Annotated in this window: 12 protein-coding genes; 2 read left to right on the forward strand and 10 right to left on the reverse strand. The window is 38.8% G+C overall.

What is annotated here, in order from left to right; translation table 11 throughout:
* Positions 1 to 228 precede the first annotated feature (228 nt).
* The gene (locus JOC86_RS17760; protein ID WP_205174700.1) at positions 229 to 1,308 is read left to right on the forward strand and encodes an FUSC family protein; all 1,080 of its coding nucleotides are present in this window, start codon (positions 229 to 231) and stop codon (positions 1,306 to 1,308) included.
* A 32-nt stretch (positions 1,309 to 1,340) separates the two neighbouring features.
* Here JOC86_RS17760 and nikC read toward each other — a convergent pair whose 3' ends face one another.
* From nikC to fabL, 10 genes are all read right to left on the reverse strand, one after another.
* Entirely contained in the window at positions 1,341 to 2,237 is an 897-nt protein-coding gene (gene nikC, locus JOC86_RS17765) for a nickel transporter permease (protein WP_205174292.1), read from the reverse strand.
* A gap of 20 nt (positions 2,238 to 2,257) precedes the next feature.
* Complete coding sequence (locus tag JOC86_RS17770; RefSeq protein ID WP_205174293.1) at positions 2,258 to 3,262, reverse strand: ABC transporter permease; 1,005 nt, start codon at positions 3,260 to 3,262, stop codon at positions 2,258 to 2,260.
* Positions 3,263 to 3,360: 98 nt separating this feature from the next.
* A complete protein-coding gene (locus JOC86_RS17775; protein WP_205174701.1) occupies positions 3,361 to 4,938 on the reverse strand; it encodes an ABC transporter substrate-binding protein in 1,578 nt (525 codons plus the stop codon).
* Between the two features lie 86 nt (positions 4,939 to 5,024).
* On the reverse strand, positions 5,025 to 5,990 hold the full coding sequence (locus JOC86_RS17780; protein ID WP_205174294.1) for an ABC transporter ATP-binding protein: 966 nt from the start codon (positions 5,988 to 5,990) through the stop codon (positions 5,025 to 5,027).
* The gene (locus JOC86_RS17785) at positions 5,965 to 6,981 is read right to left on the reverse strand and encodes an ABC transporter ATP-binding protein (RefSeq protein ID WP_205174295.1); all 1,017 of its coding nucleotides are present in this window, start codon (positions 6,979 to 6,981) and stop codon (positions 5,965 to 5,967) included. Before JOC86_RS17785 ends, JOC86_RS17780 begins: the two co-directional genes overlap by 26 nt.
* 1,115 nt (positions 6,982 to 8,096) lie before the next feature.
* Positions 8,097 to 9,845, reverse strand: a complete 1,749-nt coding sequence (locus tag JOC86_RS17790; protein WP_239587690.1) for an ABC transporter ATP-binding protein — start codon at positions 9,843 to 9,845, stop codon at positions 8,097 to 8,099.
* A gap of 240 nt (positions 9,846 to 10,085) precedes the next feature.
* Entirely contained in the window at positions 10,086 to 10,616 is a 531-nt protein-coding gene (gene ntdP, locus JOC86_RS17795; RefSeq protein ID WP_205174296.1) for a nucleoside tri-diphosphate phosphatase, read from the reverse strand.
* Between the two features lie 194 nt (positions 10,617 to 10,810).
* Positions 10,811 to 11,065 carry a YgaB family protein gene (locus tag JOC86_RS17800; protein WP_205174297.1) on the reverse strand — a complete coding sequence of 85 codons (255 nt, stop codon included), beginning with the start codon at positions 11,063 to 11,065 and terminating at the stop codon, positions 10,811 to 10,813.
* A 258-nt stretch (positions 11,066 to 11,323) separates the two neighbouring features.
* Positions 11,324 to 11,530, reverse strand: a complete 207-nt coding sequence (locus JOC86_RS17805) for a gamma-type small acid-soluble spore protein (RefSeq protein ID WP_205174298.1) — start codon at positions 11,528 to 11,530, stop codon at positions 11,324 to 11,326.
* Positions 11,531 to 11,604: 74 nt separating this feature from the next.
* Positions 11,605 to 12,348 carry an enoyl-[acyl-carrier-protein] reductase FabL gene (fabL, locus tag JOC86_RS17810; RefSeq protein WP_205174299.1) on the reverse strand — a complete coding sequence of 248 codons (744 nt, stop codon included), beginning with the start codon at positions 12,346 to 12,348 and terminating at the stop codon, positions 11,605 to 11,607.
* Positions 12,349 to 12,443: 95 nt separating this feature from the next.
* Between fabL and JOC86_RS17815 the strand changes: the two genes are divergently transcribed.
* Positions 12,444 to 12,668, forward strand: a complete 225-nt coding sequence (locus JOC86_RS17815; protein WP_205174300.1) for a hypothetical protein — start codon at positions 12,444 to 12,446, stop codon at positions 12,666 to 12,668.
* The last annotated feature ends 57 nt before the right edge of the window (positions 12,669 to 12,725 follow it).

Raw genomic sequence — 12,725 nt, forward strand, 5'->3', positions numbered from 1 at the left:
GCCGTGGAATTTAACGTTGAAATTCATATGATGGTTACGCTAGAGTGCCTGAAAATATTGCTTGATTCTTATTTTCAATCCATACTAGGAATACTATTGATGAAAAAATGTGCCATTTACACTATTTCACTTGTAATTTTTAAATTGTATAGTACATTATTGTTTAACAAAAAAACATATGTGTTAAGATGTACAGAAGAAATTACACAAAGAAAGGATTTCAACGAAATGAAGCTTGGAGCCCGGATCCTTAAAACGGGGATTGCCATTGTTTTAGCTTTACTTGTTTCACAACTTCTGCATTTACCGACTCCGGTATTTGCAGGAATCGCTGCTGTTTTTGCCGTTCAACCTACTATTTATCGCTCTTATTTATCGATTATTGAACATATTCAGGCAAATCTAATCGGCGCCATCACAGCAGTATTATTTGTTCTGTTATTTGGAAATAATGTTCTAGTTATTGGTTTAGCTGTCATTATCGCCATAACAATCATTTTAAAATTAAAATTAGAGAATACAATTGGGTTAGCCCTCGTGACACTAATCTCGATAATGGAATCGCCACAGGATGATTTTATACAATTTGCGGCCATAAGATTTTCAACGATTATGATTGGGGTATTTTCTTCTTTTATTATTAACCTAATTTTTCTTCCACCTAAATATGAGACAAAGCTTTATTATAATATTTCTGATGTTACGGAAGAAGTTTTGAAATGGATTCGTTTAAGTTCTAGGCATGCCTCTGATTTTCATTTACTCAAAAAAGATTTAGAAAAAATGAGGGAAAAGCTAACTAAAGCTGAATCTGTTTACTTGCTTTATAAAGAAGAGAGAAATTATTTTAAGTCAAATAACTTAGCAAAAAACCGAAAGCTAGTGATATACAGGCAAATGATTTCATCAGCACGGCGCAGTTTTGATATTTTAAGAAGGCTAAATCATTATGAAAATGAAATGGCTCATTTACCTGAAGAATTACGCTCATTAATCCAGGAGCAGTTAGATTGGCTCCTTACCTATCATGAGCAGCTTCTTTTAAAGTTTATAGGAAAAATGCATTCACAATCAGAATCAGAAGTTCCTCATCATGTTAGCTTAAATAGAGGCGAAATGATGAAGTTATTTATGGAAGAGTTTAAACATTCGTATCAGGAGGAAGATCTAAATACGTTTCATCTTCTATACATCTTCTCAGCGATCTTTGAGTATGATGAACAGTTAGAACATCTAGAAAAGCTTATCACGAGCTTCCAGTCTTATCATATTGAAGATAATGAGGTAAAGATTGATGATGAAGAATAGCAAAAAGCTCCCATGCTGGGAGCTTTTTGCTATTAGTTCTTCATTTTAGGGTCGAGAGCATCACGTAATCCATCACCCATTAAATTAAAGCCTAATACCGTTAGCATGATCGCAAGTCCCGGAAAGATCATTGTCCACGGGGCTTGTAATAGAAATGAGCGGGCATCGGAAAGCATTTTCCCCCACTCTGGAGTCGGAGCTTGTGCACCTAAGCCTAGAAACCCAAGAGCTGCCGCTTCAATGATAGCGGTTGCAATCGCTAACGTTCCTTGAACAATAATGGGTGCCATACTGTTCGGAAGAATATGACTGAATAAAATCCGCTTGTCCTTCATTCCTATAGCTTTAGCAGCCATGACGTATTCTTCCTGTTTTACACTGAGGACTCTTGATCTGATAAGACGCCCGAAGTTCGGAACATTGATAATGGCAATCGCGATTAAAGCATTTCTTAGAGATGGCCCTAAAGCTGCCACAACTGCAATCGCTAATAAAATACTTGGAAAAGCCAGCATAATATCAAATATACGAGAAATGATCGTATCGACCCATCTTCCATAGTATCCAGCAACAATCCCTAAAAGACTTCCAACAGCAGCTGATCCAACCACTGCAAAAAATCCAACCCAAAGTGAGATTCTCGCTCCATGAATAATCCTAGAAAGAATATCCCTTCCAAAGTCATCAGTTCCTAGCCAATGCTCCCCAGATGGAGCTTGTAATCGTTTTGAGAGGTCTTGTTCATTGATACCTTGTGGAGCAATGACGGGAGCAAACAATGCAATAATAATAAAGAAAAGAACAATCCCTAAACCAACTAATGCTATTTTATTTTTACGGAAGCTTCTCCAGGCTTCTCTCCAAGGTGATATTGTCTCTTCTTGTACATTCTGCTTAACATCGCCTGTATTTGGTGCTAGTTCTGCCATGTTAGTCACCTCTTACTTCCTTAGTTATACTTAATTCTTGGATCTACGGCTGCATATAGTAAATCCACGATTAAATTAATGGTTACAAAAATGGTTGCGACTACAAGGATTCCAGATTGGATGACAGGATAGTCACGATAGCTAATGGCATCATAAATATACCTACCGATTCCCGGCCAGCCGAAAATCGTTTCTGTTAAAATCGCTCCTCCCAGAAGTAACCCCATCTGTAAGCCGATTACCGTTAACACTGGTATAACGGCATTTTTTAAAGAATGTTTGTAAACGACTAAAAACATTCTTAACCCCTTCGCACGTGCTGTACGGATATAATCTGAACGCATGACTTCCAACATGCTTGAACGTGTCATACGGGCAATAATCGCCATTGGAATCGTTGCTAAGGCAATTCCAGGTAAAACAAGATGTTTAAGCACGGCTCCAAGCTGATCAAATCGCCCTTGAATGATCGTATCGATTATGTAAAGATTGGTAATCGCATTAACCGGGTCCCGAATATCTTCTCTACCAGTCGTTGGCAGCATATCGAGCTTGATTCCAAACACCCATTGTTCCATTAAACCTAACCAGAAGATTGGCATCGATACACCAATCAAAGCAAGAACCATGGCTGTATAGTCAAACCAGGAGTTTTGGAACCATGCACTAATGATGCCAGCATTTACTCCGATCACAACTGCAATGATGATCGCTACAATTGAAAGTTCAAATGTTGCCGCTAAATATGGCCAAATTTCTTGAGCCACTTCTGTTTTAGTTCTAATGGATTCACCAAGATCTCCTTGGAACAATCCTTTTAAATAATCAAAATATTGGATATACCAAGGGTTGTCCAATCCTAATTTTGAACGTAACGCCGCAATCGCTTCTTTTGAAGCCTGCTGCCCAAGAATGACCTGTGCTGGGTCACCGGGAATGGCACGAATGATAGAGAAAACGATTAGCGTCATTCCTAGTAATACAGGAATTAACTGAAACAACCGTCTTACGGTGTACTGAAACATGTTTATTCACCTCATTGGTAAGGTTTTTTCTAAGAGGTTGTAAAAAATGAATGATATAGAAAGGGGAGAAATCAACGAAATCTCCCCCTTATTTCTTTTTATTCAAATTCTACTTCACCTAGTTTGTCTGAACCTGTTGGATGTGGATAGAAATTCTTAATATTTTCTTTACCCGCTAATAATGGAGTAGAGTGCGCGAGTGGAACCCATGGTGCATCAGCATGAATGATTTCCTGAGCTTTTTTGTATAGCTCTTTACGCTTTTCTTCATCTACTTCAGATTGAGCTTCGATTAAAAGCTTGTGCAGCTCATCATTGCTGTAGTAAGTGTAGTTATTGCTTCCGATATTGTCTTTATCTAATAGAACGTATAAGAAGTTATCGGCATCTCCATTATCACCTGTCCAACCAAGTAAGAATGCGTCCGCTTCTCCTAAACGAGCTTTCTCAAGATAGGTTGCCCACTCATATGAAACGATTTCTGCTTTAACTCCAATCTTTGCGAAGTCAGCTTGAATCGCTTCTGCCACTTTTTGACCATCTGGCATATATGGACGAGGAACTGGCATTGCCCAAAGTTCCATTTCAAATCCATCAGGGAAGCCTGCTTCAGCCAGAAGCTTCTTCGCTTTTTCAGGGTCATATTCATACCCTTCAATATCGTCGTTATAACCTGCAATTACTGGCGGCATTGGATTTTTCGCTGTTTCAGCTTTACCCTCGAAGAAAGCATCGATGATCGCTTGCTTGTTCACTGCATGATTTAGTGCTTGGCGTACTTTCGGATTATTAAATGGTTCTCTTGTAGTTGTCAATCCTAGGTACCCTACGTTCATAGAAGGACGCTCAAATAGCTTTAATCCTTCTGCATTCTCAACTTGTTCCGCATCACTTGGATTAACACCATCAGCTAAATCAATTTCCCCTGAAATTAGAGCATTTAAGCGTGCAGAGTTTTCAGGAATTGATTTGAAGATAACTTGCTCAAGCTTTGGATATCCTTCTTTCCAATAGTCTTCATTTTTCTCAAGAACGATTTTGTCGTTACGCTTCCACTCAACAAATTTAAATGGACCTGTACCAGCATCTTTCGGGTTTTCAGCTAGCTTATCCCCTAATTCTTCTAGAGCTTTTGGACTTACAATCCCGAATGGACTCATTGCAAGGTTTTTCAAGAATGGTGCTTGTGGACGTTTTAGAGTGAATTCAACTGTATGCTCATCAATAGCTTTGACCTCTTTGATGACATGTCCCTCATCACCTTTAAAGCCTCCAAACATCGAAGCATAATAATAGAATTCGTCTTTAGTTCCATTCGCCCATCTTTCAAAGTTTGTTACAACGGCATCAGCATTGAAATCTGTACCATCTTGGAACTTTACCCCTTTACGAAGCATGAAGGTGTAAGTTAAACCATCTTCAGAAATCTCCCAGTCTTCAGCGAGTGCTGGGTGAATTTCGGTATCCTGTTGACCGAAATCAACAAGGGTTTCAAATATGTTCTTCGTTACTTTAAATGATTCACCGTCAGTAACTTTGATTGGATCTAGACCAACAGAGTCTCCACCACGACCAAAAATAAGCGTTTCCTGACCGCCTTTACTTTCTCCCCCACTATCGTTGTTTCCGCCTGAAGATTCAGATCCACAACCATAAAGTGCTGTAGAGACAACCATTAATAATGCAAATACGATTGCCCAACTTTTCTTTCTCAAAATGAACCCCTCCTAGTATCTTTTTTTAAAATATATGTCTCTGCCCCCTAATAAAGGTGGCAAGCTACATAATGCCCCTTAGATTGTTCTTTAAATTCTGGTGTCTGCTGCTTACAGATCTCTGTCGCATGTGGACATCTCGTATGAAATGCACAACCACTAGGTGGATTTGATGGGCTTGGAATATCTCCCTGCAACAGGATCGTATCCCTTTCAAACTTAGGGTCTGGGATCGGGACAGCAGAAAGCAGTGCTTGTGTATAAGGATGTAGAGGCTTATCATAAAGATTTTCACTCTCACTAAGCTCTACCATCCTACCTAAGTACATGACTCCTACTCTGTCACTTATATGACGAACAACTCCTAAGTCATGTGCGATGAAGAGATACGTTAAGCCAAATTCTTTCTGTAAATCCTGCATAAGATTTAATACTTGAGATTGGATCGAAACGTCTAAAGCTGACACCGGTTCATCTGCAATAATCAACTTCGGCTTCGTCATTAACGCCCTAGCAATACCGATCCGTTGACGCTGACCACCACTAAACTGATGAGGATAACGTTTGGCGTGATAACTGCTTAATCCTACGATTTCTAATAATTCATGAACACGTTTTTTTCTCTCTTGAGGAGAGCCAATCCCGTGAACAATGAGAGGTTCTTCTAGAATTTTCCCAACTGTATGTCTCGGATTAAGGGAAGCAAATGGATCCTGGAACACCATCTGCATATCCCGTCTCAATTTGCGTAATTCAGAGTTTGATAGTTTTGTAACTTCCTTATCTTCGAAACTAACTTTTCCTTCTGAAGGTTCGATCAGCCTTAGAAGCATTCGCCCAGTAGTTGACTTACCACAACCACTTTCCCCTACTATTCCAAGGGTCTCACCTTTTCTTACTTCAAAAGAAACTCCGTCAACTGCTTTAACATGACCGACTGTCTTCCCAAGGATCCCCCCTGAAATCGGAAAATGCTTTTTTAGACCTTCAACCTTTAGCAATGTTTCTGTCATAGGCTATTTCCTCCTTGCTGTCATACAAAAAGCAACGAGTGCAATGACCCTCTGCCGTTTGATAGAGTTCAGGCGTTTCTACCAAGCAGCGATCAAATGCATGCTCACATCTTGCTGCAAAACGACAACCCTCTCGAATCGATCCTGGCTTTGGTACATTTCCCGGAATAGAATACAATCGTTGCTGCTTATATCTCATATCTGGTACAGATGAAATGAGACCCTTTGTATATGGATGTTGAGGATTATTGAATATATCCTCGACCTTCCCTTCTTCTACCACCTTGCCTGAATACATGACAACTAGTCGTTCACAGGTTTCAGCTACTACTCCAAGGTCATGGGTGATAAGAAGAACTGCCGTGTTCAACTCTTTATTCAATTTTTTCATAAGCTTTAAGATTTGTGCTTGAATCGTTACATCAAGAGCTGTCGTTGGCTCATCTGCTATCAGGACTTTAGGGTCGCAAACCATTGCCATGGCAATCATGACACGTTGCCTCATGCCGCCAGATAACTGATGAGGATAATCTTTTAATAATTCTTCCGCTCTCGGAAGACCGACGAGTTTCATTATTTCAATAGCTCTTTCATTCGCTTCTGTCTTATTACATTTTCTATGTATGCGAATCGCTTCCGTTAGTTGATTTCCTATTGTAAATACAGGATTTAAAGAGGTCATTGGTTCCTGGAAAATCATCGCAATCTCATTTCCTCTGATCTCTCTCATCCTTTTCTCTGAAGCTGTGGTTATGTCTTCTTCTCCAAAAAGGATCTTTCCCCCTACAACTTTTCCAGGAGGACTTGGCACTAACCCCATAATCGATAAAGACGTAACACTCTTCCCACAACCTGACTCCCCAACAATTCCAAGTATTTCCCCTTCGTTTACATGGAAGTTGACATTATCTACAGCAGGAACTTCTCCATCATCTGTAAAAAAAGATGTCCTCAAACCCTCAACCTTCAACAGAGGTGGCTTTGTACTCATAGTTGCTAACCCCCAAACAACATTTTTTATTTTTTCTAAACACTCTTTAATTTCAGAATATTGTCCGTATTCTATTATTACATCTTGTCTAACAATTATCAATATGCAAAAAAGAAACTTAATAAAACGAAGAGAGATACCGTATAAAAAGGATTGAATCACACTCTCTTCAAAAAACTCCTCTTCTCTAACGTGGTCCAGTACTCTCACGTCATAAGCATAGGGTCCGTCACTACTTAAAAATCCTATTATTTTAATTTATATGAGTTACAATCCTATTCAAAAATACGCGCCTTTGATGGGAGCGACTGACACCACGATCTTGAGGAAAAACACTCACTTAATGAATTGCAGAAGAGTTCAAAACGCAGATAGATTCCATATAAATGGCATGCAACACATACACTCTTCAAAAACCATCCCTCCGATAACAGGGTCCAGCACTTCTACGTCATAAGCATAGGGTCCGTCGCTACTTAAAAATCCTATTATTTAATTTATATGAGTTACAATCCTATTCAAAAATACGCGCCTTCGATGGGAGCGACTGACGCCATGGTTTTAAAGAAAAGGCATTTTTGTTTCCTAAAACCTCGCTATCTCTTGTCGAAATTTGTACAGAAATCGATAAATACCTTAAAGTTGAAAATGAACTCTTGCCAGAGAACAAAAATTGATGAAAATACTTTTCAACAATTTTAATGCTATTTGAGTGTACTTTCTTAAAAAAAGGGATTAATATCATAAAAACAAATAATGTCAGCCTTTTTATCTCCCGCCAATGTAAAATAATTCAAAAGGTAAAAATAATCCCATGTTACACGCACCTTTCAAAAGTACGACCTCATTCGGCTCCTTGGAGGACGTCATTTTTGCTTTTCTGGATTTTCACGACCTCATACGACTCCTTGAATTTTACATTCCTCCATAAAAAGGATCAGTTCACTCACTATAGAAGCATAGGGCCGTATTATCAAAAAGATTAGTTATAATTAAATAAGTCTTATCCAAAAATCTGCGCTTCGATGGTAGCGCTAACACTACGAACTTAAAAATAAAGAATACGCCCATTAGCGGTACAAAAAAACGACCCCGATAAAGAGTCGTTCCATTCATCATCCATCTAACTGCTGTACTTGAAATAATTTATGATAATGCCCTTGTTTGTACATAAGCTCTTCGTGCGTTCCCATCTCCACGATTTCTCCATACTCCATCAATATGATTCGATCTGCATGGGTTATGGTAGATAGTCGATGAGCCACAATAAAGGTAGTTCGGTTTCTAGCTAGTTTTTGCATGGCCTCTTGAATAAGGTGTTCACTTTCAAGATCTAAAGCAGATGTGGCTTCATCTAATATTAGAAGTGGGGGATTTTTCAAAAATACCCGGGCAATGGCAACTCTTTGCTTTTGTCCGCCTGAAAGTTTGACGCCTCTCTCCCCAACTTTTGTATCGTATCCATCTGGAAGATTGAGAATGAATTCGTGTGCATTGGCTGCTTTTGCGGCAGCAACGACCTCTTCTTCAGTAGCATTAGGGTTTCCAAAAAGGATATTACTTTTTACCGATTCACTAAAAAGGATATTATCTTGTAATACCATTCCAATTTTGTCACGGAGGCTTCTTACTTTAAATTCCTTAATATTTGTGTCGTCTAAAAGGATTTCGCCCTGTGTCACATCATAAAAACGCGGGATCAAACTAACAAGTGAGGATTTTCCTCCCCCGCTCATCCCAACCAGAGCTACTGTTTCACCTGGGTGAATTTCAAGGTTTATATCTCGAAGAACCTTTTCTTCCTCTTCATTATATTGAAAATAGACATTTTTGAAGTCGATTTTCCCTGCAACCTCTTTGCATTCCTTCGCATTTGGTTCATCGTCCACATCATATTTTTCATCAATTAGTTCAAACACACGATCCATCGAAGCGATTGATTGGGTCAGTGTTGTCGATGAGTTAACAAGTCTTCTAAGTGGATTATATAGTCGATCAATGTATGCAATGAAGGCTGCCATGACACCAATGGTCAACTCACCTTGAATCACTTGATAACCTGCATAACCGATGACAATTAGCGGGGCTATATCTGTGATCGTATTTACAACGGCAAAAGCCTTTGCGTTCCAGCTTGTTTGAGTTAACGCTTTCTCTAGGAAATTAGAGTTATGTCCTTGAAATTGCCCTTGTTCATGGTCTTCTACGGCAAAGCTTTTGATCACTGCCATCCCTTGAACCCTTTCATGCAGATAACTTTGGACCTCTGCCAATGCCTGAGATCGGTCTCTTGTTAATTGTCTGAGATGACCGAAAAAATACTTTACTGAAATCGCATAGAACGGAAATGCAATCAAGGATACTATGGTAAGACTGATATCGTATGTAAACATGATAGAAACAGCAATAATGATCGTTGCAGCATCTAGCCATAAGTTCATTAAACCTACAATTACAAAGTTTTTTGTTTGTTCGACATCATTTATGACCCTGGAAATAATTTCTCCTGCCTTAGTATTTGAATAATATTTAAAGCTTAACTTTTGAATATGTCCAAAGAGCTTATCTCTTAGATCATATAGAATCTTACTCGCCGTCCATTGGGCAAAATATTGGCGATAATATTCAACTGGTGGCCTTATTAAAACAAATAATACAATCATTGCCCCCATAATGGTGAGGAGCTTTGATGTTTTATCTTCTGTCGTCATACTTGAACTACCAAGTATATCATCAATTACATATTGAATGAGAATCGGGATTAATAGGGGGATGATGAATTTTATTATTCCAATGATTAGTGTTCCAATGATTTGTAGTCGATAAGGTTTAACAAATTTCATATATCTTTTAATAATGCTCATGTTTTTCCTCCTCTCTCTTATCTTTCCTTTTTAAAAGGTTATTTTCGTTGCAACGAAAGGATGCTCACATACCGCGGGGCGGGCGGTAAGCCTCCTCATTTCCTTGCCCCAGCAGAGGTTTACCTGTCCCGCTACTTCCGCAGGAGCCTCGCACCTGCAGCGGAGGAACAACCTTGTTACAAAAAGAATACAGCCTTTAAAAATTAAAAAACCTGTTGAAACATTTCCAACAGGTTTTTTCTAACCTCTGTAAAATAAAAACCGTTCATACCAAATATCAATGAAATCTGGGGCAAATGGACCTTTTCTTTGTCTTATCCATCTTACGAGCTTGTCTACATTTCTTTGAAGAATTTGATCAATGACATCAGGGTAACCCATCAATTTTCCGTGTGCCTCATACTCATCTTCATCTAGAAGAGTATAGGTCATATCAGGGAATACCTTAATATCTAAGTCATAATCAATATATTTAAGTGCTTCGTGGTCATAAACAAATGGTGAGCTTAAGTTACAGTAGTAATAAATACCGTCTTCTCTAATCATGCAAATTATATTAAACCATAGTTCAGCATGAAAGTAGCAGATCGCTGGCTCACGCGTAATCCAAGTTCTTCCGTCAGATTCCGTCACCATTGTTTTGTCATTCCCGCCGATTACAAGGTTTCTAGTTCCTTTTAGAACCGTCATCTCATCCCAGATTCTATGGATATTCCCATCATGTTTATAACTATGTATTTGAAGCTTTTGACCTTCATTGGGAACCGCCATGGATATCCCCTACTTTCCTTGCAAAATTATCTATTTTATCATTATAACGTTTTCATGAAGAATTTAAAACAAAAGAGGCTGAATCTAAATAAAGTGTCTGAAATCACAACTTTAAAAAGATAAAAAAAAAAGTTAAGGCTGCGATTAATATTTGAATCATTTTTGTTCTTTCAGACACTTTAGATTCAGATTTTCTACATGACCATTTTTTTCTCATGGTAAGAGCGAATCACTTCATTCGTTTGTTCTTGAAACCTTTCCTGAACCTGCTTCAGCTCTTTTTTCATTTCAAGAATTTCTTTTGAAATGGAACGAAGCTTCTTGCTTTTCTCTTGAAGTCCGATGAGCTCCTGTTCAATTTTCTGACAGCGCTCAATCTCCGACTGAAGGAATAACAGTTTATCCATAGTCCTCATCTGACTCGTTACCAGCTGCTCAAATTTTCCCAACACCTTCACCGTCCTAATTAGGTTCTCCTCTACCTAAATTCGATGAAGACTCCTCAAACCCTTTGACTACTTCTGTCGTAATCCCACCACTTTTGTCGTGACACATTAAAGCACTAAGGGACGGTTCTCGATCGCGTTAAAGCATTGAGGGACGGTTCTCGAATGCTTCACAGCTGTGAAGCATTCGAGAACCGTCCCTCAGCTCGTTAAAGTGATAAAGGCACCCCCGGTTGTTAGGGGTGCCTTGTTTGTTTGTAATTAGCGTTGTTGACCTTGGTTTTGACCACCAGAAGCTTGAGCTTTCTTAGCTGCTGATTGTTGGTTTTGTTGTTTTACTTCTTGAGCATTTGTTTCTGATGCAAACTCAGTACCGAATTGTTGCTGAGCTTGACCAGCTTGAGCGTTTTGTTGTTTAACGTGTTGAACGTTAGTACCAGCTTGAGTTTTGTTTGGTTGTTTTGCCATTGTAATCACCTCCACGCTAGTTAATGTAACCAGCGTAAAAGGTTATTATCCAAAAAAGTTCAGGAAATTTTTTCTTATACTAAAAGTGAACGGCCACCATCGACAATAATCGTTTGTCCTCTAATCATCGACGCTTGGTCTGATACTAAAAATAGCACGGAGTTTACAAGATCTTCAATCTCTACCATTCTTCCTGCGGGTGTGTTCTTTCTAGCATCTTCAAGAAGCTCTTCTCGATTCGGGAAGTGTTTTAACGCCTCAGTATCAATGGCACCACCAGATACTGCATTTACGACGATATTTTTAGGAGAAAGTTCTACTGCTAAATAGCGTGTAAGTGCCTCTACTGCTGCTTTTGATACTCCTACAGTTGTGTAGTTATCCAAGTATCGAATCGATCCTAATGAACTGATGCTTACGATTTTACCACCTTTGTCCATTAATTTAGCCGCTTCTTGAGCACAAAAAAGCAAAGCCTTACTATTTATATTCATTGTCCAGTCCCAATGAGATTCTTCTAATTCCATTGCAGGACGGAGAACACCAGAGGCTGCATTAGATATGAATACATCTAATCGGCCGAATTCTTCTGTTATCTCGGCAAACATTCCTTTAATTTTCTCTACATCTCCAACATTTGCTCTGACAAGCATCGCTTTTTTTCCAAGCTTCTCAATTGCTTCTACTGTTTCCAAGGCTGCTTTCTTACTACGTGCATAATTCACAACAATATCATAACCTTGTTCTGCTAATCGAAGCGCAATAGCCTTTCCTACTCCTCTACTACTTCCTGTTACTAATGCCACTTTTTGAGACATGTTTAAACATCCTTTCATTCCATTGTTCATTGTTTATTCGAGCATAAACAAGCTGTAATTACAAACACTATAAAAAACTACAAGGAGTGATTAATATGTACGTTGGAAGAGACATGACTGAGTTATCGATGATGTCTAAACAAGAATGGAAAAGTAGTGAATTGGCCTTTTTCCATCATGCACTCCAACAAGTTGTCCCTTACTTAAACAGTGAAGGACAAACCATCCATAGAGAAATTGTTGAAGAAATCGAAAACCGTGGCGGGTTAAATCATGGTGAAGCCGATTATACACACGGTACCAAAATTTCATACGACTAATTCAAAATAAGATATTCGTCCGGAACCACATAATGTTCAATATGTAGAATTTTACTA

Origin of the sequence: Rossellomorea pakistanensis (assembly GCF_016908495.1) — a bacterium.
GTDB classification, from domain to species: domain Bacteria; phylum Bacillota; class Bacilli; order Bacillales; family Bacillaceae_B; genus Rossellomorea; species Rossellomorea pakistanensis.